Origin of the sequence: Pseudomonas sp. URIL14HWK12:I5 (assembly GCF_900176445.1) — a bacterium.
Taxonomy (GTDB): Bacteria; Pseudomonadota; Gammaproteobacteria; order Pseudomonadales; family Pseudomonadaceae; genus Aquipseudomonas; species Aquipseudomonas monteilii.
On the sequence record NZ_FWXQ01000008.1, the window covers coordinates 173699 to 195539 of the forward strand.

The 21841-nt window shown below is 62.1% G+C and carries 18 protein-coding genes and 1 pseudogene; 15 read left to right on the forward strand and 4 right to left on the reverse strand.

Translation table 11 applies throughout. From position 1 onward, the window contains the following. Nucleotides 1–37 precede the first annotated feature (37 nt). The 3 genes from dgcB to B9A31_RS19335 are packed head-to-tail and all read left to right on the forward strand — an operon-like array spanning nucleotide 38 to nucleotide 4003. The gene (dgcB, locus tag B9A31_RS19325; protein ID WP_019096851.1) at nucleotides 38–1990 is read left to right on the forward strand and encodes a dimethylglycine demethylation protein DgcB; all 1953 of its coding nucleotides are present in this window, start codon (nucleotides 38–40) and stop codon (nucleotides 1988–1990) included. Further along, nucleotides 1990–3222, forward strand: coding sequence for an electron transfer flavoprotein subunit alpha (locus tag B9A31_RS19330; protein WP_019096850.1), 1233 nt, complete (start codon nucleotides 1990–1992; stop codon nucleotides 3220–3222). The genes dgcB and B9A31_RS19330 overlap by 1 nt, the downstream gene beginning before the upstream one ends. A gap of 10 nt (nucleotides 3223–3232) precedes the next feature. Further along, a complete protein-coding gene (locus B9A31_RS19335; RefSeq protein WP_019096849.1) occupies nucleotides 3233–4003 on the forward strand; it encodes an electron transfer flavoprotein subunit beta in 771 nt (256 codons plus the stop codon). A 111-nt stretch (nucleotides 4004–4114) separates the two neighbouring features. On the opposite strand, the gene B9A31_RS19340 is transcribed toward B9A31_RS19335, so the two are convergent. Continuing rightward, the gene (locus B9A31_RS19340; protein ID WP_019096467.1) at nucleotides 4115–4324 is read right to left on the reverse strand and encodes a cold shock domain-containing protein; all 210 of its coding nucleotides are present in this window, start codon (nucleotides 4322–4324) and stop codon (nucleotides 4115–4117) included. 611 nt (nucleotides 4325–4935) lie between these two features. Between B9A31_RS19340 and B9A31_RS19345 the strand changes: the two genes are divergently transcribed. Further along, nucleotides 4936–5808, forward strand: a complete 873-nt coding sequence (locus B9A31_RS19345) for an RHS repeat-associated core domain-containing protein (RefSeq protein WP_080587335.1) — start codon at nucleotides 4936–4938, stop codon at nucleotides 5806–5808. Between the two features lie 20 nt (nucleotides 5809–5828). On the opposite strand, the gene gbcA is transcribed toward B9A31_RS19345, so the two are convergent. Then, on the reverse strand, nucleotides 5829–7121 hold the full coding sequence (gbcA, locus tag B9A31_RS19350) for a glycine-betaine demethylase subunit GbcA (protein WP_019096468.1): 1293 nt from the start codon (nucleotides 7119–7121) through the stop codon (nucleotides 5829–5831). Nucleotides 7122–7416: 295 nt separating this feature from the next. On the opposite strand from gbcA, the gene gbcB reads away from it, so the two are divergent. Both gbcB and B9A31_RS27785 read left to right on the forward strand, forming a co-directional pair. Next, nucleotides 7417–8517, forward strand: a complete 1101-nt coding sequence (gene gbcB, locus B9A31_RS19360; RefSeq protein WP_019096469.1) for a glycine-betaine demethylase subunit GbcB — start codon at nucleotides 7417–7419, stop codon at nucleotides 8515–8517. A 121-nt stretch (nucleotides 8518–8638) separates the two neighbouring features. Next, nucleotides 8639–9355 (forward strand): RHS repeat-associated core domain-containing protein, encoded by a 717-nt coding sequence (locus tag B9A31_RS27785; protein WP_371851095.1) that lies wholly within the window; start codon nucleotides 8639–8641, stop codon nucleotides 9353–9355. Here B9A31_RS27785 and B9A31_RS19370 read toward each other — a convergent pair. After that, a complete protein-coding gene (locus B9A31_RS19370) occupies nucleotides 9264–10889 on the reverse strand; it encodes a methyl-accepting chemotaxis protein (protein WP_084297272.1) in 1626 nt (541 codons plus the stop codon). The genes B9A31_RS27785 and B9A31_RS19370 overlap by 92 nt on opposite strands. Nucleotides 10890–11166: 277 nt before the next feature. Here B9A31_RS19370 and B9A31_RS19375 point away from each other — a divergent pair, with 277 nt between their 5' ends. The 4 genes and pseudogenes from B9A31_RS19375 (at nucleotide 11167) to B9A31_RS27795 (ending at nucleotide 13770) form a co-directional block, all read left to right on the forward strand. Continuing rightward, the gene (locus B9A31_RS19375) at nucleotides 11167–11394 is read left to right on the forward strand and encodes a hypothetical protein (protein WP_016714521.1); all 228 of its coding nucleotides are present in this window, start codon (nucleotides 11167–11169) and stop codon (nucleotides 11392–11394) included. Then, entirely contained in the window at nucleotides 11391–11693 is a 303-nt protein-coding gene (locus tag B9A31_RS19380) for a cell division protein ZapA (protein ID WP_016714522.1), read from the forward strand. Before B9A31_RS19375 ends, B9A31_RS19380 begins: the two co-directional genes overlap by 4 nt. Nucleotides 11694–11877: 184 nt before the next feature. Continuing rightward, nucleotides 11878–12906, forward strand: a pseudogene (gene mcpH / locus B9A31_RS27790) (methyl-accepting chemotaxis protein McpH); the annotation flags it as partial. A gap of 135 nt (nucleotides 12907–13041) precedes the next feature. Next, the gene (locus B9A31_RS27795; protein WP_371257978.1) at nucleotides 13042–13770 is read left to right on the forward strand and encodes a methyl-accepting chemotaxis protein; all 729 of its coding nucleotides are present in this window, start codon (nucleotides 13042–13044) and stop codon (nucleotides 13768–13770) included. A 107-nt stretch (nucleotides 13771–13877) separates the two neighbouring features. On the opposite strand, the gene B9A31_RS19390 is transcribed toward B9A31_RS27795, so the two are convergent. Continuing rightward, nucleotides 13878–14918 (reverse strand): threonine aldolase family protein, encoded by a 1041-nt coding sequence (locus B9A31_RS19390; RefSeq protein ID WP_016714524.1) that lies wholly within the window; start codon nucleotides 14916–14918, stop codon nucleotides 13878–13880. 330 nt (nucleotides 14919–15248) lie between these two features. Here B9A31_RS19390 and B9A31_RS19395 point away from each other — a divergent pair, with 330 nt between their 5' ends. From B9A31_RS19395 to B9A31_RS19415, 5 genes are all read left to right on the forward strand, one after another. Next, nucleotides 15249–16502: a serine hydroxymethyltransferase gene (locus tag B9A31_RS19395; RefSeq protein ID WP_003255681.1), complete on the forward strand. Its 1254-nt coding sequence runs from the start codon at nucleotides 15249–15251 to the stop codon at nucleotides 16500–16502. 15 nt (nucleotides 16503–16517) lie between these two features. Next, a complete protein-coding gene (locus B9A31_RS19400; RefSeq protein ID WP_003255680.1) occupies nucleotides 16518–17768 on the forward strand; it encodes a sarcosine oxidase subunit beta family protein in 1251 nt (416 codons plus the stop codon). Nucleotides 17769–17782: 14 nt separating this feature from the next. Continuing rightward, on the forward strand, nucleotides 17783–18118 hold the full coding sequence (locus tag B9A31_RS19405) for a sarcosine oxidase subunit delta (protein ID WP_012270119.1): 336 nt from the start codon (nucleotides 17783–17785) through the stop codon (nucleotides 18116–18118). Further along, nucleotides 18115–21129: a sarcosine oxidase subunit alpha gene (locus B9A31_RS19410; RefSeq protein WP_084297273.1), complete on the forward strand. Its 3015-nt coding sequence runs from the start codon at nucleotides 18115–18117 to the stop codon at nucleotides 21127–21129. Before B9A31_RS19405 ends, B9A31_RS19410 begins: the two co-directional genes overlap by 4 nt. 77 nt (nucleotides 21130–21206) lie before the next feature. Next, complete coding sequence (locus B9A31_RS19415) at nucleotides 21207–21839, forward strand: sarcosine oxidase subunit gamma (RefSeq protein ID WP_016484539.1); 633 nt, start codon at nucleotides 21207–21209, stop codon at nucleotides 21837–21839. The last annotated feature ends 2 nt before the right edge of the window (nucleotides 21840–21841 follow it).

A 21841-nucleotide genomic window follows, 5' to 3' on the forward strand; every position in this document is an offset into this window, starting at 1 on the left:
GGGCGGCGCAAGAATCCAGCTGTTGTGGGAGCCTCCCATGTTGAACACCCTTCTACCCATCCTGCTGTTCGCTGCCCTTGGCCTGGCAGTGCTCGGCGCCCTGCGCCGGGTGCGCATGTGGCGGCGAGGCCGGCCGTCCAAGGTCAACCTGATCGGCGGCCTGCTGGCCATGCCGCGCCGCTACCTGGTGGACTTGCACCACGTGGTCGAGCGCGATAAGTACATGTCCAAGACCCACGTGGCCACTGCGGGCGGCTTCGTGTTGTCGGCCGTGCTGGCGATCCTGGTGCATGGCTTTGGCCTGCAAAGCAAAATCCTCGGCTACGCGTTGCTGGTGGCCACCGTGATCATGTTCAGCGGCGCCATCTTTGTCTTCAAGCGCCGCCTCAACCCGCCTTCGCGCCTGTCCAAAGGGCCGTGGATGCGCCTGCCGAAGAGCCTGATGGCGTTCGCCGTAAGCTTCTTCATCGCCACCTTGCCGGTCGCTGGCATCCTGCCCGCCAACACCGGTGGCTGGGTGATGGTCGGCATCCTAGGCCTGGGCGTGCTGTGGGGCGTGTCGGAGCTGTTCTTCGGCATGACCTGGGGCGGCCCGATGAAACACGCCTTCGCCGGTGCCCTGCACCTGGCCTGGCACCGCCGCGCCGAACGCTTCGGCGGCGGCCGCTCCACTGGCCTCAAACCGCTGGACCTGGAAGACCCGAATGCGCCGCTGGGCGTGGAAAAACCGGCGGACTTCACCTGGAACCAGCTGCTGGGCTTCGATGCCTGCGTGCAGTGCGGTAAATGTGAAGCCATGTGCCCGGCCTTTGCCGCTGGCCAGCCGCTGAACCCGAAAAAGCTCATCCAGGACATGGTCATCGGTCTGGCCGGTGGCACCGACGCCCAGTTCGCCGGCAGCCCGTACCCAGGCAAGCCGATTGGCGAACACGGCGGCCACCCGCACCAGCCGATCGTCAATGGCCTGGTCGATGCCGAAACGCTGTGGTCGTGCACCACTTGCCGTGCCTGCGTCGAGGAATGCCCGATGATGATCGAGCACGTCGATGCCATCGTCGACATGCGCCGCCACCTCACCCTGGAAAAGGGCGCTACCCCGAACAAGGGCGCCGAGGTGCTGGACAACCTGATCGCCACCGACAACCCTGGCGGCTTCGCCCCTGGCGGGCGCATGAACTGGGCTGCTGACCTCAACCTGAAGCTGTTGTCCGAGGTGAAAACCACCGAAGTGCTGTTCTGGGTCGGCGATGGTGCCTTCGACATGCGCAACCAACGCACCCTGCGTTCGTTTGTCAAAGTGCTCAAGGCTTCGGGCGTGGACTTTGCCGTGCTCGGCCTGGAAGAACGCGACAGCGGCGACGTCGCCCGCCGTCTGGGCGATGAGGCGACCTTCCAGCAACTGGCCAAACGCAACATCCAGACCCTGGCCAAGTACAAGTTCCAGCGCATCGTCACCTGCGACCCGCACAGCTTCCATGTGCTGAAGAACGAATACGGCGCCTTGGGCGGCGAATACCAGGTGCAGCACCACAGCACCTACATCGCCGAACTGATCGCGGCCAACAAGCTCAACCTTGGCCAGCACAAGGGCGGCAGTGTCACTTACCACGACCCGTGCTACCTGGGCCGTTACAACGGCGAGTACGAAGCCCCGCGTGAAGTGCTCAAGGCGTTGGGTATCGAAGTGCGCGAGATGCAACGTTCTGGCTTCCGTTCCCGTTGCTGCGGCGGTGGTGGCGGTGCGCCGATCACCGACATCCCGGGCAAGCAGCGTATCCCCGACATGCGCATGGACGACATTCGCGAAACCGAGGCCGAGCTGGTGGCCGTGGGTTGCCCGCAATGTACCGCCATGCTCGAAGGTGTTGTCGAACCGCGCCCACAGATCAAGGACCTGGCCGAGCTGGTGGCCGACGTGCTGATCGAAGAGGAATCGCCCGCCGCCCCAAAGCCGCAAGCGGCTAAACGTGAACCTGCGGAGGTGCACTGATGAGCGACATTATCCGCCGCGACCCACGCGCCGAGTGGATCGCCCGTAACCGCCTGCACCCCCTGCATGCGGCCATGCAGACGCAACAGACCAGCTGGATGGGGCCCAACGGCCTCATCCGCAAGAACCCCCATGCGATTGCCGCAGGCTTCATCGGCCCGGCCGGCATCAAGCGCATCGACCGCAGCGGTGCTCAGCAGGGCACCGGTGTGGGCGGGCGGCGCACGGCGGCGACCGAGGTCAAGTTGCCGCTGCATCAAGTGCCAGCGCCGGCGTTCTACATTGCCGTGGTGCCGGACATGGTCGGTGGCCGCCTGAGCAGCCACGACCGCGACCTGCTTGGCCTGGCCCACAGCCTGGCTGGCAGCGATGGTGCGGTGTTGGCGGTGGTGTTCAACGAACACAAGGAAAGCAACTTTTCCACAGCCGGCGTCGACCGCCTGCTGGTCATCGAAGGTGAAGCATTCGAGGGTTATGCACCGGAGCAACTGGTGCAGGGCCTGCGGGCTGTGGATAACCAGTTCACCCCACGCCACTGGCTGCTGCCCGACAGCCGCACCGGTGGCGGCGAACTGGGCCGGCGCCTGGGCGCAGCCCTGGGCGAGCGCCCGGCGACGCGGGTGTGGCAGGTCAAGGATGGCCAGTGCATCGGCCGTGCCGGTGCCGGCCAGCAAGACCTGCAGCGCGCCGTACCGCGCCTGATCCTGGCGGCGGCAGAGTGTGCCGAACCGGTCAGCGAAACCCGCCACGAAGCGTTGCCGGTGGAGTTGTCCACAAGCGTGGCGCGCAGCCTGTCGCGTATCGAAGACCTCGGCTCGGTGGCCGTGGACCCGGCCACCATTGCCATGGCTGAGGCCGAGTTCATCGTCTCGGGCGGCAACGGGGTCAAGGACTGGGATTTGTACCACAAGGCTACCGCAGCCTTGGGCGCCACCGAAGGCGCCTCGCGGGTGGCGGTGGACGATGGCTTCATGCCGCGCAACCGCCAGGTGGGTGCTACCGGTACCTGGGTGACCGCACGGGTCTACGTGGCTGTGGGTATCTCGGGCGCGATCCAGCACCTGCAGGGCATTGGCGCCTGCGACAAGGTGGTGGCGATCAACATGGACCCGGGCTGCGACATGATCAAACGGGCCGACCTGTCGGTGATTGGCGACAGCTCGGCGATTCTCAAGGCACTGATCGAGGCTGTGGACAACTTCCGCAGCGGCGGCCAGCGCGACGCGGCATAAGGGCACGAGCATGAGTACGAAAGTGATCAGCCTGGTTTCCATCGGTGCCCACCCAAGCTCCGGACGCGCCCGCCGCGCCGAGCAGGATGCCCGCGCCGTGGAACTGGGTTTGCAGCTGGCTGGGGATAACTTGCAGGTGGTGCATGCCGGCGACCCACAGGAAGAAGCGCTGCGCGCCTACCTGGGCATGGGCCTGGACCATCTGGATGTTCTGGAGCAGCCGGCCGGTGCCGATGTGCTGGGCGTGCTGGGCGATTACCTGCGCGATGCCGGGGCGCAGCTGGTGCTGACCGGTAGCCAGGCCGAAACGGGTGAAGGGTCGGGCATGTTGCCCTTCCTGCTGGCCGAAAAACTTGGCTGGCCGTTGATCGTGGGGTTGGCTGAGGTGGAGTCGATCGAGAACGGCACCGCCCAGGTACTGCAAGCTCTACCGCGTGGTCAGCGGCGTCGGTTGAAAGTGCGTTTGCCGTTGCTGGCGACTGTGGATAACGCTGCGCCCAAGCCGCGCCAGAGCGCCTTCGGGCCGGCGCGCCGGGGTGTATTGGCGGCGCGTAACGTGGCCATCGTCGAGGACGACCTGCTGGCCGAAGCCGAGCTGCAACCGGCCCGGCCACGGCCCAAGCGCTTGAAGGTCATCAAGGCCAAAAGCGGTGCTGACCGGATGAAGGCGGCAACGGCCAAGGCCAGTGGTGGCGGTGGCAAGGTGTTGAAGGATGTTTCGCCACAGGAGGGCGCTGAGGCCATTCTCAAGCTGTTGGTAGAAGAAGGCGTGTTGCGCTGAAGCCTGAGCTGGCCCCAGCGCCGGCAAGCCGGCTCTCACAGGATTACTACTGCCTTCGGGCCCTGTGCAATACCTGTGGGAACTGGCTTGCCGGCGATTGGGCCTGACAGGCTAATGATGTGCCTTGGCCACATTGAACGCCCAACAGCCTAGCGCCTCGCTCACTGGCTCGAATAACACCCGTTCCCCCTTCGACAACACCACATTCACTGCGGCGCAGCGCAAAACCAGGTAATCCCTACGCCGCCCTTCGGCGCTGATAACTCCGATCCCCCGCTTTTCATCGAACCACTTCACAGTGCCTTCCTGGCGGCTGTGCATAAGTCACTCCTGAGTAATGCCAAAGTAGTGGCCATTACCCAATCACATCGCTGGATTTGGCGAAACTGGCAGAAATATCAGGTACACGTTTGTTTTGCCCACGGAATCTGTTCGCCAAGGTGTGGATAAAGTGTTGGCGCATGGCTGTGGGGCTTACACAGCGGGGCTTACAGAGTTTTGATCAGAAAGTGATCAGCGCTGGCTCGGCTCATCAGCTACAGATTGACGTAGCGCTGTCTGGTTTTGCCCACAATCGCTGTTAGCGGGTCTGTGGATAATCTGTTCGGCACTACCTGAAAGCCGCGCAGGTTATGGCTTGTGAGGAATTGATTAAAAAACGATCAAATTGGTCAGGATGCTTTCTGATCCATGATTATCAAGGCCTTGAATCGCTTATCCACAGAGTAAACGCGGCATGGCTGCGCTTTGCTCACAAACTCTGTTGGTGTCTCTGTGGGTAAGGTGTACGGAATCCGCTGCAGGCCACGCTCCATAAGGCCTGTCTGGGTTTGATCAAATAATGATCAATACACGCCTAGTATTTTTACCAGTACTAACACTCCAAAGCTATCGCTAAGGTATCCACAAGATTCGGCACCTGTGGGTAAACCATGTCGACGTTATTGCTAAGCACCGATCTGCAACAATCAGTCATGAGGGGGCAACCCACCGAGCCGCGCGCTTATTCACCCTATGGAAACGTCAAAACGCCTCCAATACCAGGGCTTGCTTTTTGCGGCCAATATCGTGATTCATTGGCTGGTAATTACCCGTTGGGAAATGGCCATCGCTCCTACCGACCAGCGCTGATGCGATTCACGAGCCCTGATAGTCTCAGCCCATTTTATCGTGGGGGCATTAATGCGTATGCGTACTGTCACAATGATCCTGTCAACTTCACAGATCCCAGCGGGCGATTCATACAATACGCCGCGCCTGTAAGAAGCATTCTGAGCGGGGTATTGAATTTGGGCATCACAGCCTATAAGTACCTCAAGGACATGCGCATCACCAGAAGGTATTTTTCTTATGATCCAGAGTTTGCAGCAAGTCGCAATGGTGACCTCGCGACGGGAACGATAGAGAGCGAGCTACCACGGTTGGATTGGAGGCAAAAGATGCTGATGGGGGTAGGGGGCAGCACCGCGTTAGCCAGTATTGGTACGGGGGTGGCACGCCTTGCGGGGGCAAATAACGATGCGTTGGTGATGGCAGATTTTTCGTTTGGAGCAGCGGCAACCATCTCTTCAGCTGTAGAAGTAGGACAACTTGCCGTAGAGCAGCTCGGCTCGCGTTATCCAATTAAATCCGCTCAAGGCAACATTCAATTTCCAGCTTCAGGCAGAAGCTCGCTGCGTGAGCCGGAATGGCCTTTTAGTACAGGGGTGACCCCTCCGCCCTCGACAGCCCCTAGGCACCGAAGTTTGTCGCAGATGGATGTTATCAATGAGCGTCAAACGGCCGTCAGAGAGACGGCCGTGTAGCCGGTATGCAGGTCTTGCGTTTACTGCGCCTGTACTTCCTTCAGATACGCCGCCGGCTCCGCCCCCAGGTTGTTCAGCATTCGCCCGCTGTACCAGTCAATAAAGTTCACCACGCCAAACTCGTAAGTCTTCGAGTAAGGCCCAGGCTGGTACGCCGTGGAGTTGATGCCACGCTGGTTTTCTTCCGCCAGGCGGCGGTCCTGGTCGTTGGTGGCGTCCCACACCTTGCGCATGCGCTCTGGGTCGTAGTCCACACCTTCCACAGCGTCCTTGTGCACCAGCCACTTGGTAGTGACCATGGTCTCTTGAGCGCTGATCGGCCACACGGTGAACACGATCATGTGGTCGCCCATGCAGTGGTTCCACGAGTGCGGCAGGTGCAGGATGCGCATCGAGCCCAGGTCTGGGTTCTTGATGCGGCCCATCAGCTTCTGGCAGGCCTGCTTGCCGTCCATGGTCATCGATACGGTGCCCTTGAGCAGCGGCATGCGCACGATGCGGTTACGCAGGCCGTGGCTCTTGTGCAGGTACGGAATTTTCTCGGCTTCCCAGGCGGCGGCCGAGGCGGCCACGTGGTCCTTGAATTCCTGGCTGGCGCGCGGGTCGTTGGTGTCGTCCCACTCCAGCAGGGTTTGCAGCAGCTCCGGGTGCGAACCGCTGCAGTGGTAGCACTCGCGGTTGTTTTCCAGCACCAGCTTCCAGTTGGCTTTTTCCATCAAGGTGGTTTGCACCGCCACCTTGGTGTTCTCCATGTCGTACGGTTCCATGTAGTGTTCCAGGGTGGCCAGGAACTCGTCGATGGCGGGCGGGTTTTCCGACAGGCTGATGAAGATGTAGCCGCCGGCCACCTTCACGTTCACCGGCTTCAGGCCGTACTGCTTCATGTCGAAGTCGGCGCCCATTTCGGTGCCGGCGAACAGCAGGCGGCCGTCCAGTTCGTAGGTCCACTGGTGGTAGTGGCACACCAGCTTGGCCACCTTGCCTTTGTCGCTGACGCACAGGCGCGAGCCGCGGTGGCGGCAGACGTTGTGGAAGGCGTGCACCTTACCTTCGGCGCCACGCACCACCAGGATCGGGTTGTTGCCGATCTGCAGGGTGATGTAGTTGCCTTTCGCCGGAATTTCGCAAGTCATGCCGGCGATCAGCCATTCTTTCTGGAAGATCTCCTGCATGTCGATCTGGAACAGACGCTCGTCGGTGTAGAAAGGCTGGGGCAGCGAGTAGGTGCGCTCGCGGGTCTGCAGCATCTCGGCGGTAGCCTTGCGTGCAGGTTCCAGTGGATCGCCCAGGCTCAGGGTTGCGGTGACGTCCATCGTGTATTCCTCGGGGCCGTGTGCGGCCGGCAAAAGGTGGCTAATCGTTGTTGTGGTGCCGCAAGGCTGCTTATCAAGAAACAGCGTGTTTATTTGCCGTGGAGTGTGCGTCCGAAGCCGCAGCGAACCGTATCCATGGGCGACATGGCCGATTTGAATTACGACGCCCCAACCCTTGTGGCGCGGGGCTGGTCGCGATAAGCACGCCGATGTCGCTGGCAGGAATGTACGTAGCCGCAAGCTTGCGCATTATCCAAGCCATAAAAAGCCCAATAGTCGGCTGCTGGAGATGAACATGTCCGATACCTTCCTCAATCCGGTCACCACCCAGACCTGGGCCAACGGCCGCCACATCGTGCGCTGCGTCAAGGTCATCCAGGAGACCTGGGACGTGCGCACTTTCTGCTTCATGGCCGATCAGCCGATCATGTTCTTCTTCAAACCCGGGCAGTTCGTCACCCTGGAGCTGGAGATCGAAGGCAAGCCGGTGATGCGCTCCTACACCATTTCCAGTTCGCCATCGGTGCCGTACAGCTTCTCGATCACCGTCAAGCGTGTACCGGGCGGCCTGGTGTCCAACTTCCTGCACGACACCATGCACGAAGGTGCCGAGCTGCCGGTGCACGGGCCGGTGGGGTTGTTCAACGCCATCGACTTCCCGGCAGCCAAGGTGTTGTACCTGTCGGGTGGCGTGGGCATTACCCCGGTCATGTCGATGGCGCGCTGGTTCTACGACACCAACGCCAACGTCGACATGGTGTTCGTACACAGCGCCCGCTCGCCGAAGGACATCATCTACCACCGCGAGCTTGAACAGATGGCTTCACGCATCCCCAACTTCAGCCTGCACATCATTTGCGAGAAGCATGGCCTGGGCGAGCCATGGGCCGGGTATCGCGGCTATCTCAACCAGCGCCTGATGGAGCTGATTGCCCCGGACTACATGGACCGCGTGGTGTTCTGCTGCGGCCCGACGCCCTACATGACGGCGGTCAAGCGCATGCTCGAAGCGGTCGGCTTCGACATGAAGAACTACCACGAGGAGTCGTTCGGCGCGACCCCGGCCGAGGCCAAGGCCGATGCAGTGGAGCACGCCGAGCAGGCGGCCGATGCACCGGAGCTGGATGTTTCCGACCTCAACCTGGTGGAGTTCATCGGTAGCGAGAAGAGCATCCGCATTGCTCCGGGCGAAACCGTGCATGCGGCGGCGGCCAAGGTTGGCTTGATGATCCCGAAAGCCTGCGGCATGGGCATTTGCGGCACCTGCAAGGTGCTCAAGCTGGGCGGTGAGGTGGAGATGGAGCACAACGGCGGCATTACCGAAGAGGACGAAGCCGAGGGCTATATCCTGTCGTGCTGCAGTGTGCCGAAGGGGGATGTGCGGATCGATTACTGATTAAGAGATGCTGGGGCTGCGAAGCGGCCCTCGGTGCTATTGGAGAGCTAGCAGATATGTCAGTTCCAGAGTATCTGAATGTGGAGTAACTTCACTTCAGACCACTTTGAGGATCTGAATGATGCAGCGCGCTTCGACTGCCGTGAGTATATTGAGCTCAGTGCCGTACGATCCCTACGGCCTACAGCCTGGCAGGGCTGAATCATTGCTCGTATTCAATGGAGAGTTCCAAGATCGGTTCACTGGCAATTACTTGCTCGGCAACGGCAGAAGAGTATACCGCCCAGCTTTAAGGCGATTCTTATCTGCAGACCATCTGAGCCCATTCTCCAAGGGTGGCATCAGTGCTTATGCCTATTGCCTGGACGATCCGGTTAACAGGCATGACCCAAGTGGGGCGATGAGTGTCCTTGCGTTGTTTAAAAACGCTATATGGTTAGCTTCGCGGATCAAAGCTGCCTGGTCTGGCCCTAGCAGGCTAAAAGTAGTGTCTGAAACAGCGAAGTGGACGGCCCTCGTTGGAAGTAAGCTGGTTTCTTACGGCGTACCTGGTAGTAATGAGTTGGTCGTTGCCGCAGGCCTTGTGAAGGTTGGGGTGAAAGGATTTTCGACTGCCAAATCCCTGAACAAGCAGCTTAAGGATGGCTATGGCCCCTTCGTGATGGATCTGGCAGGGGCCGAGTTCTCGCCTTTCGCTGGCCCTTTCGCCAGCAGGTCTTCAAGCCCCATCAAAAGCGCTGAACAGATCAGGTACGGAAGCGTGCCACCAACCCATTCAGGTCCACGGCAAGGCGCGACAGTTCAGCACTCGCCGCACTGGTCTGATGCGCCCCGGTAGCACTCTGCACCGACAGGTCATTGATGTTCACCAGGTTGCGGTCCACTTCCCGCGCCACCTGCGCCTGCTCTTCCGCCGCGCTGGCAATCACCAGGTTACGCTCGTTGATCTGTGCCACTGCCCCAGCAATGGTATCCAGCGCCATGCCCGCGCCCCGGGCGATATTCAGTGTCGACTCGGCACGCTCGGTGCTGGTGCGCATCGACTCCACAGCCTCTTCCGTGCCGCCCTGAATGCTGCCGATCATCCGCTCGATCTCGCTGGTCGACTGCTGGGTACGGTGTGCCAGCGCACGCACTTCATCGGCCACCACGGCAAAACCACGGCCCGCTTCGCCGGCACGCGCCGCCTCGATGGCAGCATTGAGCGCCAGCAGGTTGGTCTGGTCGGCCAGGCCGCGGATCACGTCGAGTACCTTGCCGATGTCGCGCGACTGTTCGGCCAGGTGAGTGATCAATTTGGCAGTGGCCTGCACATCACCGCTCATGCGCTCGATGGCGCCCACGGTCTCCATTACCAAGTCACGACCGTCGCCGGTCGAGCGGCTGGCTTCACTGGACGCTTCCGAGGTACTCACGGCGTTGCGCGCCACTTCTTCCACAGCGCTGGTCATTTCGGTTACGGCAGTGGCGGCCTGTTCTATCTCGTTGTTCTGCTGTTGCAGGCCACGGGCGCTTTCGTCTGTGACGGCGTTCAACTCTTCGGCCGCCGAAGCCAGCTGGGTCGCAGAGCCAGCGATCAGCTGCAGGGTATCGCGCAGCTTGTCCTGCATGCGGGCCATGGCGCGCAGCAAACGGGCGGCTTCGTCGGTGCCTTCGGCGCGGATGACGTGGGTCAGGTCACCGTCGGCGACTTGCTCGGCGCACTTGAGCGCCTCTTCGATCGGTTTGACGATGCTGCGGGTCAGCAGGAAGGCGCAGGCGAAAGTCAGCACGGTGGCGGCAACCAGCAGGCCGATCACCAGGGCGAAAGCCGCAGCGTACTGGCTGGCGGCTTTTTCGTTGGTGGCGCGGGTCTGGTCGGTGTTGATGCGCACGAGGGTGTCCATGACCTTGTTGATCTGCTCTGAGTTGGCCAGCAGATCACGGTTCAGCAGGGCGCGCAGCTCGTCCAGGCGGTCGGCCTGGCTCAGGGTGCGCATGCGCGACTCCAGCTGGCGGTACTGGTTGAGCAACTGGCCATACTGGTCGAACGCGGCCTGTTCGTCGGCGGCGCCGATCATGGGCAGGTAGGCCTGGCGTGCGCGGTCGATCTGGCTGTTGCGTTGGTCCAGCAGGTTGAGGGTTTCGCGCTGGGTGTCCGGCTCGCGGTTGAGCAGCAGGCGGTAGGAGAGGGTGCGCATACGCAGGTTCAGCGCGGTGAGTTCGTCGAGGATCTTGATGCTGGGCACGCTGACCTGCTCGATAGCCACGCCGGCTTGGCGGATGTTGCCCATCTGTATCAGCGAGAAGACACCAAGGCCAAGCATCAGCAGGCCGATCAGCGCGAAGCCCAGCAGCGCGCGCGGGGCGATATTCATGTTGCGTAGAGACATGGAGAGGAGGGTCCAGGCAAGGGGAAATAAGGTGCGTAAAGTGCGACAAAACATGACTTGCCGGGCTATCGGTCGTGACTGGCCAGTCTTGAGTGCGACCGGTGAAAATTGTGAGGTGGCTAACCTTTTCCTGACCGGCGGTTGACGCAGGTCGGAACAAGGGGGCCGTTACCCTGTCAATCTGCGGGTTCGACACCTTATGAATCTGATATTTAATGGCGATGGGCGGCACTTTTCTTTATCGTGTGCGCCCCTCGCAACAACCTGAGATAGACCCATGCTGGAAGCTTCCCTGAATCAAATCGAGCAACTGGTCAGCGACCTGATGCAGAAAAACGCTCAACTCACCGAGCAGAACGCTACCCTCGGCACGCAATTGGCGCAGGCCAAGGAAGAGAACGAAACCCTGCAACTGTCGCTGATGGAGCAGGAAGAGAAAAACGGCAGCACCGCTGCCCGCCTGCAGGCCCTGGTTGATCGCGCCAGCGCTGGCGTCGGCGCATGAGATTGCACGAGCAGCCGGTCAATGTCGTGTCGATTCTTGGCATCGACTATTCGATCAAGGCGCCCGAAGGCCAGGAAGAAACCCTGGCCCAGGCGGTGCGGATGCTCAACACCGCCCTGAACGAGACCAAGCGTCAGTACCCGACCCTGATCGGCGACAAGTTGCTGGTGCTGGCTGCCCTTAACCTGTGCTCAAAGCAGGTTGAACTGCAGAAAGAACACCAGCAAACCCTGGCACGTACCCAGGCGCAGATCGACGCCACGGTGGACGCCATCGTGCGGACCATTGCCGAGCAATAACGGCCTGATACCGAGATCCCTGTGGGAGCGGGCGCGCCCGCTCCCACAGGATTCGTGTTGTTGTTCTAGATCACTGGATTAACTGGATACGCAAGTGTATACACTTCTCGCAAAACAATAATGTGCGGGGAGTAGGGGCATGCGTATCTGGCGTAAAAGCATCCAGTGGCAATTGATCACCAGCATGGGCGCCGCCCTGCTGGCCAGCATCCTGGTGGTGGTCATCATTTTCACCGTGGCGCTCAACCGCCTCACCGATCGCTACCTGGTCGACACTGCGCTGCCGGCCAGCATCGAAGCCATCCGCAACGACATCGAGCGCATGCTCGGCCAGCCGCTGGTAGCTGCAGCAGACATTGCCGGCAACACCCTGCTGCGCGACTGGCTGGCTGCTGGCGAAGACCCCGCCCAGGCCCCGCAATTCATCGAATACCTGGCCGCTGCCAAGCAGCGCAACAAAGCCTTCACCACGCTGTTTGCCTCGACCGAAACCGGCCATTACTACAACGAGAATGGCCTGGACCGCACCCTTGACCGCAGCAACCCCAAGGACAAATGGTTCTACGGTTACATCGACAGCGGCGCCGAGCGGTTCATCAACATCGACATCGACGGTGCGACCGGCGAGCTGGCGCTGTTCATCGACTACCGCGTAGAAAAGCAAGGCCAATTGGTGGGCGTGGCCGGCATGGGCCTGCGCATGACCGAACTCTCGAAGCTGATTCACGACTTCAGCTTCGGCGAACACGGCAAAGTATTTCTGGTGCGTAACGATGGCTTGATCCAGGTGCATCCGGACGCTGCCTTCAGTGGCAAGCGCCAGCTTGCCGAGCAGCTTGGCACGGACGCAGCCAAGGGCGTCATGACGGGAAGCGAAGGCCTGCGCAGCAGCCGTTTCAGCCGCGACGGCGAACGCTACCTGGCGCTTGGCTTGCCCCTGCGCGACCTCAACTGGACCCTGGTGGCCGAAGTGCCAGAGTCGGAAATCTACGCGCAAATGCACCAGGCTGTCTGGCTGACCAGTCTCATCGGTGGTGCCGTAGCGTTGGTGTCGCTACTGCTGGTGGTGCTGCTGGCGCGTGGTCTGGTGCGACCAATCCGTCGCGTCACTGCGGCATTGGTGCAGATCGGCAGCGGTGCGGGTGATCTCAGCCACCGCCTGGATGATGCACGCCAGGACGAACTGGGTGACCTGGCCCGTGGCTTCAACCGCTTCCTCGACAGCCAGCGCAGCCTGATCGGCGAGGTGTTGCAGACTTCCGAACGGCTGCATCGGGCGGTTGAGCAGGTGACTCAGGTGGTGGACAACACCGCCGAGCGTTCCGGACGGCAGCAGGAAATGACCGAGATGGTCGCCACCGCTGTACACGAGATGGGTCTGACCGTGCAGGACATAGCCCGCAATGCCGGTGAGGCGGCGCAGGCCTCGCAGTCGGCACGGGACGAGGCCTTGCAGGCGCGTGAGGTGGTGCAACGCTCGATTCGTGGTATCGAGGGGATGTCGGGCGACATCGGCAAGGCCGCTGATGCCGTCAGCCAGTTGGCTGATGAAGTCGCCTCGATCGATGAAGTGCTCGCAGTAATCCGTAGCATCTCTGAACAAACCAATTTGCTGGCGTTGAACGCTGCCATCGAGGCCGCACGGGCAGGGGAGATGGGGCGCGGGTTTGCCGTGGTGGCCGATGAGGTGCGTACATTGGCCAGACGTACACAGCTGTCCACCGACGAAGTGCAGCAGATGATCCAGCGCCTGAAGCAGGGCGCGGGTTCGGCGGTGAGCTCGATGCAGGCGGGGCAGCAGGCGACTGGCAGTGGTGTGGCATCGAGCCAGCGCACCGGGGCGTCGCTGGGTGCAATTACCGACCAGGTGGAGCACATTAGCGACATGAACCATCAAGTGGCTACGGCGACGGAAGAGCAGTCGGCGGTGACTGAAGAGATCAACCGGACAGTGCAGGGGATTTCCGACCTGGCGCGGGAGACGGCGGCGGAGGTGCAAGGGTGTCGCGAGGAGTGCCAGGCGCTGCGTGGCTTGGCCGATGACCTGGCGCGACAGATGGGTGGGTTCAGGCTCTAGATCGGTGTTGGCTTTTTCGCGGGGCAAGCCCGCACCCACGAGTACAGTGCCAATCTCAGCGACGGCGCTGTACTTGTGGGTGCGGGCTTGCCCCGCGATGCGGCCTGTCAGTCAGTGATGATGCTACGGATATCCGCCGCCAGCTCCCGCACCCGCTCTTCCTCGGTATCCCACGAGCACATGAACCGTGCACCGCCGCTGCCAATAAAGGTATAGAACCGCCACCCCTTGCCGCGCAGCGCTTCAATCGCGTGCTCCGGCATCTGCAGAAACACCCCGTTGGCCTCCACCGGGAACATCAGCTCCACACCCGGCAGGTCACTTACCAGCGAGGCCAGCAACTGCGCGCAGTGGTTGGCGTGGTTGCCATGGCGCAACCAGGCGCCATCTTCCAATAGGCCCACCCACGGTGCCGACAGGAAGCGCATCTTCGACGCCAGTTGCCCGGCCTGCTTGCAGCGGTAGTCGAAGTCTTCGGCCAGCTGGCGGTTGAAGAACAGGATCGCCTCACCCACGGCCATGCCGTTCTTGGTGCCGCCAAAGCACAGCACATCTACACCGGCCTTCCAGGTCAGCTCGGCCGGGCTGCAGCCGAGAAACGCGCAGGCATTGGTAAAGCGCGCGCCATCCATGTGCAGGTTCAGCCCCAATTCCTTACAGGTCGCGCTGATCGCTTTGAGCTCATCTGGGCGATAAACGGTGCCTACTTCGGTGGCCTGTGTGATGGTGACCACACGTGGTTTTGGGTAGTGGATGTCTTGGCGCTTGAGCGCCACTTCACGGATGGATTCCGGCGTCAGCTTGCCGTTGACGCTGGCCGCCGTCAGCAGCTTGGAACCGTTGGAGAAGAACTCCGGGGCACCGCATTCGTCGGTTTCGACGTGCGCGGTCTCGGAGCAGATGACGCTGTGGTAGCTCTGGCACAGCGAGGCCAGGGCCAGGGAGTTGGCGGCGGTGCCGTTGAAGGCGAAGAACACCTCGCAGTCGGTTTCGAACAGGTTGCGGAAGTATTCCGAGGCGCGCTCGGTCCACTGGTCGTCGCCGTAAGCGCGGTCGTGGCCGTGGTTGGCCTTTTCCATTGCTGCCCAGGCTTCTGGGCAGATGCCGGAATAGTTGTCGCTGGCGAATTGTTGGCTCTTATCTGTCATGACACGGTCCTGTGAACGACGCAGAACAGCACTCTAAACCATCGATTCAGCGGTTGCCTATACAACCCCGACATAAGCTGATTTCAGGGTTGTCTGGACCGGCCTCTTCGCGGGACAAGCCCGCTCCCACAATGGCCCGTGTACACAGGGCCATTGTGGGAGCGGGCTTGTCCCGCGAAGAGGCCGGCACGACTAACACAAAAGCCAATGTCGTAAACGCGCCATTGCAAGGCGTGCGCAGGCATCTGACCCGCCCCGACCAGTCATAACATCGCCACAAAGGGCCACAGTGCCCCACGACAAAAAACGATCGCTGCCGGGAGATACACGATGTTCAGCAAGCAAGACCAGATCCAGGGTTACGACGACGCACTGCTGGCGGCGATGAATGCCGAAGAACAGCGCCAGGAAGATCACATCGAGCTGATCGCCTCGGAGAACTACACCAGCAAGCGCGTCATGCAGGCCCAAGGCAGCGGCCTCACCAACAAGTACGCCGAAGGCTACCCGGGCAAGCGCTACTACGGTGGCTGCGAGCACGTGGACAAGGTAGAAGCCCTGGCCATCGAGCGCGCCAAGCAGCTGTTCGGCGCCGACTACGCCAACGTCCAGCCGCACTCCGGTTCGTCGGCCAACGGCGCTGTCTACCTGGCCCTGCTGCAGGCCGGTGACACCATCCTCGGCATGAGCCTGGCCCACGGCGGCCACCTGACCCACGGCGCTAAAGTGTCGTCCTCGGGCAAGCTGTACAACGCTGTTCAGTACGGCATCGACACCAACACCGGCCTGATCGACTACGACGAAGTCGAGCGCCTGGCCGTCGAGCACAAGCCGAAAATGATCGTTGCCGGCTTCTCGGCCTACTCCAAAACCCTCGACTTCCCACGCTTCCGCGCCATCGCCGACAAGGTCGGTGCGCTGCTGTTCGTCGACATGGCCCACGTTGCCGGTCTGGTTGCTGCTGGCCTGTACCCGAACCCGATTCCGTTCGCAGACGTGGTGACTACTACCACCCACAAGACCCTGCGCGGCCCACGTGGCGGCCTGATCCTGGCCAAGTCGAACGAAGAGATCGAGAAAAAGCTGAACGCCGCTGTATTCCCAGGCGCCCAGGGCGGCCCGCTGATGCACGTGATCGCCGCCAAGGCCGTGTGCTTCAAGGAAGCACTGGAGCCAGGCTTCAAGGCCTACCAGCAACAAGTGATCGAAAACGCCCAGGCCATGGCCCAGGTGTTCATCGACCGTGGCTACGACGTGGTATCCGGTGGCACCGACAACCACCTGTTCCTGGTCAGCCTGATTCGCCAGGGCCTGACGGGTAAAGATGCTGACGCCGCCCTCGGCCGCGCGCACATTACCGTCAACAAGAACGCCGTGCCGAACGACCCGCAGTCGCCGTTCGTCACCTCGGGCCTGCGCATCGGTACCCCGGCCGTCACCACCCGTGGCTTCAAGGTTGCCCAGTGCGTGGCCCTGGCCGGCTGGATCTGCGACATCCTCGACAACCTCGGTGACGCCGACGTCGAAGCCGATGTGGCGAAGAACGTCGCTGCCCTGTGCGCCGACTTCCCTGTTTACCGCTGAGTGGAGTAAACGACCATGCAACGCTACTCGGGCTTCGGCCTTTTCAAACACTCCCTCAGCCACCACGAAAACTGGCAGCGCATGTGGCGCACGCCCACCCCTAAAAAGGTGTACGACGTGGTTATCGTCGGCGGTGGCGGCCATGGCCTGGCCACGGCTTATTACCTGGCCAAAGAGCACGGCATCACCAACGTCGCCGTTATCGAGAAGGGCTACCTGGGCGGCGGCAACACCGCCCGTAACACCACCATCGTGCGTTCCAACTACCTGTGGGACGAGTCGGCGCACCTGTACGAGCACGCCATGAAGCTGTGGGAAGGCCTGTCTCAGGACCTGAACTACAACGTCATGTTCTCCCAGCGCGGCGTGTACAACCTGTGCCACACCTTGCAGGACATGCGTGACTCCGAGCGCCGCGTCAGCGCCAACCGCCTGAACGGCGTGGATGGCGAGCTGCTGAACACCGCCCAGGTTGCCGCAGAAATCCCGTACCTGGACTGCTCCAAGAACACCCGCTACCCGATCCTGGGTGCCACCGTGCAGCGCCGTGGTGGCGTGGCCCGTCACGACGCCGTGGCCTGGGGCTTCGCCCGTGCTGCCGACGCCCTGGGCGTTGACCTGATCCAGCAAACCGAAGTGATCGGCTTCCGCAAGGAAAACGGCGCGGTCATCGGTGTGGAAACCAACAAAGGCTTCATTGGCGCCAAGCGCGTTGGTGTGGTCACCGCCGGTAACTCCGGGCACATGGCCAAGCTGGCCGGCTTCCGCCTGCCGCTGGAATCGCACCCGCTGCAAGCGCTGGTGTCCGAGCCGATCAAGCCGATCATCGACAGCGTGATCATGTCCAACGCCGTACACGGCTACATCAGCCAGTCCGACAAGGGCGACCTGGTGATCGGTGCCGGTATCGATGGCTGGGTCGGCTACGGCCAGCGCGGTTCGTACCCGGTGATCGAGCACACCCTGCAGGCCATCGTCGAAATGTTCCCCAACCTGTCGCGCGTTCGCATGAACCGCCAGTGGGGTGGCATCGTCGATACCTCGCCAGACGCCTGCCCGATCATCACCAAGACCCCGGTCAAGAACATGTTCTTCAACTGCGGTTGGGGTACTGGCGGCTTCAAGGCGACCCCGGGTTCGGGCAACGTCTTCGCCGCGAGCCTGGCCAAGGGCGAAATGCACCCACTGGCCGCGCCGTTCTCCATGGACCGTTTCTACAACGGCGCACTGATCGACGAACACGGCGCCGCCGCCGTCGCCCACTAACCGGAGACACCGTCATGTTGCATATTTTCTGTCCCCACTGCGGCGAGCTGCGCTCCGAAGAAGAGTTCCACGCCTCTGGCCAGGCGCACATCGCCCGCCCGCTGGACCCTAACGCCTGCTCCGACGAGGAGTGGGGTACCTACATGTTCTACCGTGACAACCCACGCGGGATTCACCATGAACTGTGGGACCACGTTGCCGGCTGCCGCCAGTACTTCAATGTCACCCGCGACACCGTGACCTACGAGATTCTGGAAACCTACAAGATTGGCGAGAAGCCGCAAGTGACCGCCAACGGTAAAGCTGCAAACGCACCGTCGACCGTCAAAGGCCAAGGGGAAAAAGTATGAGCCAGACCTATCGCCTCGCCAGCGGCGGCCGTATCGACCGCAGCAAGGTCCTGAATTTCAGTTTCAACGGCAAGACCTACCAGGGTTATGCCGGTGACAGCCTGGCCGCCGCGTTGCTGGCCAACGGCGTCGACATCGTTGGCCGCAGCTTCAAGTACTCGCGTCCACGCGGCATCATCGCTGCAGGTACCGAAGAGCCGAACGCCATCCTGCAGATCGGCTCCAGCGAAGCCACCCAGATCCCGAACGTGCGTGCCACCCAGCAGGCGCTGTACGCAGGCCTTGTCGCCACCAGCACCAACGGCTGGCCGAACGTCAACAACGACGTCATGGGCATCCTTGGCAAGGTGGGCGGCAGCATGATGCCGCCGGGCTTCTACTACAAAACCTTCATGTACCCGAAATCGTTCTGGATGACGTACGAGAAGTACATCCGCAAAGCCGCAGGCCTGGGCCGTGCGCCGCTGCAGAACGACCCGGACAGCTACGACTACATGAACCAGCACTGCGACGTGCTGATCGTCGGTGCCGGCCCTGCTGGCCTGGCCGCTGCCCTGGCCGCTGCGCGCAGCGGTGCCCGCGTGATCCTGGCTGACGAGCAGGAAGAGTTGGGCGGCAGCCTGCTCGACACCCGCGAAACCCTCGACGGCAAGCCTGCCACCGACTGGGTCAACGCCGTGGTCAAAGAGCTGGAAGGCCTGCCGGAAGTGACCCTGCTGCCACGCGCCACGGTCAACGGCTACCACGACCATAACTTCCTGACCATCCACGAGCGCCTCACCGACCACCTCGGCGACCGCGCCCCGATCGGCCAGGTTCGCCACCGTGTGCACCGTGTACGCGCCAAACGCGTGGTACTGGCTGCCGGCGCCCACGAGCGCCCGCTGGTGTACGGCAACAACGACGTGCCGGGTAACATGCTGGCCGGTGCCGTTTCTACCTACGTTCGCCGCTACGGCGTGGCCCCAGGCCGCAAGCTGGTGCTGTCGACCAACAACGATCACGCCTACCGCGCCGCGCTGGACTGGCACGACGCTGGCCTGCAAGTGGTCGCCATCGCCGACGCCCGCCACAACCCACGTGGCTCGCTGGTTGAAGAAGCGCGTGCCAAGGGCATTCGTATCCTTACCTCCAGCGCCGTGGTCGAGGCCAAAGGCAGCAAGCACGTCACCGGCGCCCGTGTGGCCGCCATCGATGTGCAGGCGCACAAAGTCACCAGCCCAGGCGAAACCCTCGAGTGCGACCTGATCGCGTCCTCGGGCGGCTACAGCCCGATCGTACACCTGGCCTCGCACCTGGGCGGTCGCCCGGTATGGCGTGACGACATCCTCGGCTTCGTGCCGGGCGATGCGCCGCAAAAACGCGAATGCGTGGGTGGTATCAATGGTGTCTACGCCCTTGGCGACGTGATTGCCGATGGCTTCGAAGGCGGCGTGCGCGCAGCCACCGAAGCAGGCTTCAAGGCAACCGTCGGCACCCTGCCGAAAACCGTTGCACGCAAGGAAGAGGCCACCGTGGCGCTGTTCCTGGTGCCGCACGACAAGGGCACCAAGGGGCCGAAGCAGTTCGTCGACCAGCAGAACGACGTGACCGCTGCCGGTATCGAACTGGCCACCCGTGAAGGCTTCGAGTCGGTCGAGCACGTCAAACGCTACACCGCGTTGGGCTTCGGTACCGACCAGGGCAAACTGGGCAACATCAACGGCCTGGCCATCGCCGCCCGTTCGATCGGCATCACCATCCCGGAAATGGGCACCACCATGTTCCGCCCCAACTACACGCCGGTTACCTTCGGCGCCGTAGCGGGCCGTCACTGTGGTCACCTGTTCGAGCCGGTGCGCTTCACCGCCCTGCATGCCTGGCACGTGAAGAACGGCGCCGAGTTCGAAGACGTCGGCCAGTGGAAGCGCCCGTGGTACTTCCCGAAAGCCGGTGAAGACATCCATGCCGCCGTGGCCCGTGAATGCAAGGCCGTGCGCGACAGCGTGGGCCTGCTGGACGCCTCCACCCTGGGCAAGATCGATATCCAGGGCCCGGATGCGCGCGAGTTCCTCAACCGCATCTACACCAACGCCTGGACCAAGCTCGACGTGGGCAAGGCCCGCTACGGCCTGATGTGCAAGGAAGACGGCATGGTCTTCGACGACGGCGTAACCGCCTGCGTTGGCGATAACCACTTCATCATGACCACCACCACCGGCGGCGCCGCCCGCGTGCTGCAGTGGATGGAGCTGTACCACCAGACCGAATGGCCAGAGCTGAAGGTGTACTTCACTTCGGTCACCGACCACTGGGCCACCATGACCCTGTCCGGCCCCAACAGCCGCAAGCTGCTGAGCGAGCTGACCGACATCGACATGGACAAGGAAGCCTTCCCGTTCATGACCTGGAAGGAAGGCAACGTGGGCGGCGTGCCAGCCCGTGTGTTCCGTATCTCGTTCACCGGTGAGCTGTCGTACGAAGTGAACGTGCAGGCCAACTACGCCATGGGCGTGCTGGAACAGATCATCGAGGCCGGCAAGAAGTACAACCTGACCCCGTACGGCACCGAGACCATGCACGTACTGCGTGCCGAGAAGGGCTTCATCATCGTGGGTCAGGACACCGACGGCTCGATGACCCCGGACGACCTGAACATGAGTTGGTGCGTGGGCCGCAACAAGCCGTTCTCGTGGATCGGCCTGCGTGGCATGAACCGTGAAGACTGCGTGCGCGAGAACCGCAAGCAACTGGTAGGCCTGAAGCCGGTCGACCCGACCAAATGGCTGCCGGAAGGCGCCCAGCTGGTATTCGACCCGAAACAGCCGATCCCGATGGACATGGTTGGCCACGTGACCTCCAGCTACGCGTCCAACTCCCTGGGCTACTCGTTCGCCATGGGCGTGGTCAAAGGCGGCCTCAAGCGCATGGGCGAGCGCGTGTACTCGCCGCAGGCGGATGGCAGCGTGATCGAGGCGGAGATCGTGTCTTCGGTGTTCTTCGATCCGAAGGGTGAGCGGCAGAACGTCTAAAGGCCCCCGGATAGCGGCGCAGCCCAAAACCCGGTGCTGCGCTGCCCTGACGAACAAGAATTCAAGGCAGGTAAGAAATGAGCGCTATCAACGTCTTCCAGCAAAACCCCGGCGCCGAGGCCAAGGCCCAGTCGCCACTGCACCACGCCGACCTGGCCAGCCTGGTTGGCAAAGGCCGCAAGAACGCAGGCGTGACCCTGCGTGAACGCAAGTTCCTTGGCCACCTCACCCTTCGCGGCGATGGCCACAACCCGGAATTCGCCGCAGGCGTGCACAAGGCCCTGGGCCTGGAGCTGCCGGTGGCCCTGACCGTGGTCGCCAACAACGACATGTCGCTGCAATGGGTCGGCCCGGATGAATGGTTGCTGATCGTACCCGGTGGCCAGGAACTGGCTGTCGAGCAAAAGCTGCGTGCAGCCCTTGAAGGCCAGCACATCCAGGTGGTCAACGTGAGCGGCGGGCAAAGCCTGCTGGAACTGCGCGGCCCGAATGTGCGTGAAGTGCTGATGAAGTCCACCAGCTATGATGTTCACCCGAACAACTTCCCGGTGGGCAAGGCAGTGGGTACCGTGTTCGCCAAGTCGCAACTGGTGATCCGCCGCACTGCGGAAGACACCTGGGAACTGGTGATTCGCCGCAGTTTCGCTGACTACTGGTGGCTGTGGCTGCAGGACGCTTCGGCCGAGTACGGCCTGAGCATCGAAGCCTAAGG

Excerpts from the sequence above, each read along its gene's own strand:
- dgcB (WP_019096851.1), top strand. The coding sequence starts at position 38 with ATGTTGAACACCCTTCTACCCATCCTGCTGTTCGCTGCCCTTGGCCTG.
- B9A31_RS19330 (WP_019096850.1), top strand. The coding sequence starts at position 1,990 with ATGAGCGACATTATCCGCCGCGACCCACGCGCCGAGTGGATCGCCCGT.
- B9A31_RS19335 (WP_019096849.1), top strand. The coding sequence starts at position 3,233 with ATGAGTACGAAAGTGATCAGCCTGGTTTCCATCGGTGCCCACCCAAGC.
- B9A31_RS19340 (WP_019096467.1), bottom strand. The coding sequence starts at position 4,324 with ATGCACAGCCGCCAGGAAGGCACTGTGAAGTGGTTCGATGAAAAGCGG.
- B9A31_RS19345 (WP_080587335.1), top strand. The coding sequence starts at position 4,936 with ATGTCGACGTTATTGCTAAGCACCGATCTGCAACAATCAGTCATGAGG.
- gbcA (WP_019096468.1), bottom strand. The coding sequence starts at position 7,121 with ATGGACGTCACCGCAACCCTGAGCCTGGGCGATCCACTGGAACCTGCA.
- gbcB (WP_019096469.1), top strand. The coding sequence starts at position 7,417 with ATGTCCGATACCTTCCTCAATCCGGTCACCACCCAGACCTGGGCCAAC.
- B9A31_RS27785 (WP_371851095.1), top strand. The coding sequence starts at position 8,639 with ATGCAGCGCGCTTCGACTGCCGTGAGTATATTGAGCTCAGTGCCGTAC.
- B9A31_RS19370 (WP_084297272.1), bottom strand. The coding sequence starts at position 10,889 with ATGTCTCTACGCAACATGAATATCGCCCCGCGCGCGCTGCTGGGCTTC.
- B9A31_RS19375 (WP_016714521.1), top strand. The coding sequence starts at position 11,167 with ATGCTGGAAGCTTCCCTGAATCAAATCGAGCAACTGGTCAGCGACCTG.
- B9A31_RS19380 (WP_016714522.1), top strand. The coding sequence starts at position 11,391 with ATGAGATTGCACGAGCAGCCGGTCAATGTCGTGTCGATTCTTGGCATC.
- B9A31_RS27795 (WP_371257978.1), top strand. The coding sequence starts at position 13,042 with ATGGTCGCCACCGCTGTACACGAGATGGGTCTGACCGTGCAGGACATA.
- B9A31_RS19390 (WP_016714524.1), bottom strand. The coding sequence starts at position 14,918 with ATGACAGATAAGAGCCAACAATTCGCCAGCGACAACTATTCCGGCATC.
- B9A31_RS19395 (WP_003255681.1), top strand. The coding sequence starts at position 15,249 with ATGTTCAGCAAGCAAGACCAGATCCAGGGTTACGACGACGCACTGCTG.
- B9A31_RS19400 (WP_003255680.1), top strand. The coding sequence starts at position 16,518 with ATGCAACGCTACTCGGGCTTCGGCCTTTTCAAACACTCCCTCAGCCAC.
- B9A31_RS19405 (WP_012270119.1), top strand. The coding sequence starts at position 17,783 with ATGTTGCATATTTTCTGTCCCCACTGCGGCGAGCTGCGCTCCGAAGAA.
- B9A31_RS19410 (WP_084297273.1), top strand. The coding sequence starts at position 18,115 with ATGAGCCAGACCTATCGCCTCGCCAGCGGCGGCCGTATCGACCGCAGC.
- B9A31_RS19415 (WP_016484539.1), top strand. The coding sequence starts at position 21,207 with ATGAGCGCTATCAACGTCTTCCAGCAAAACCCCGGCGCCGAGGCCAAG.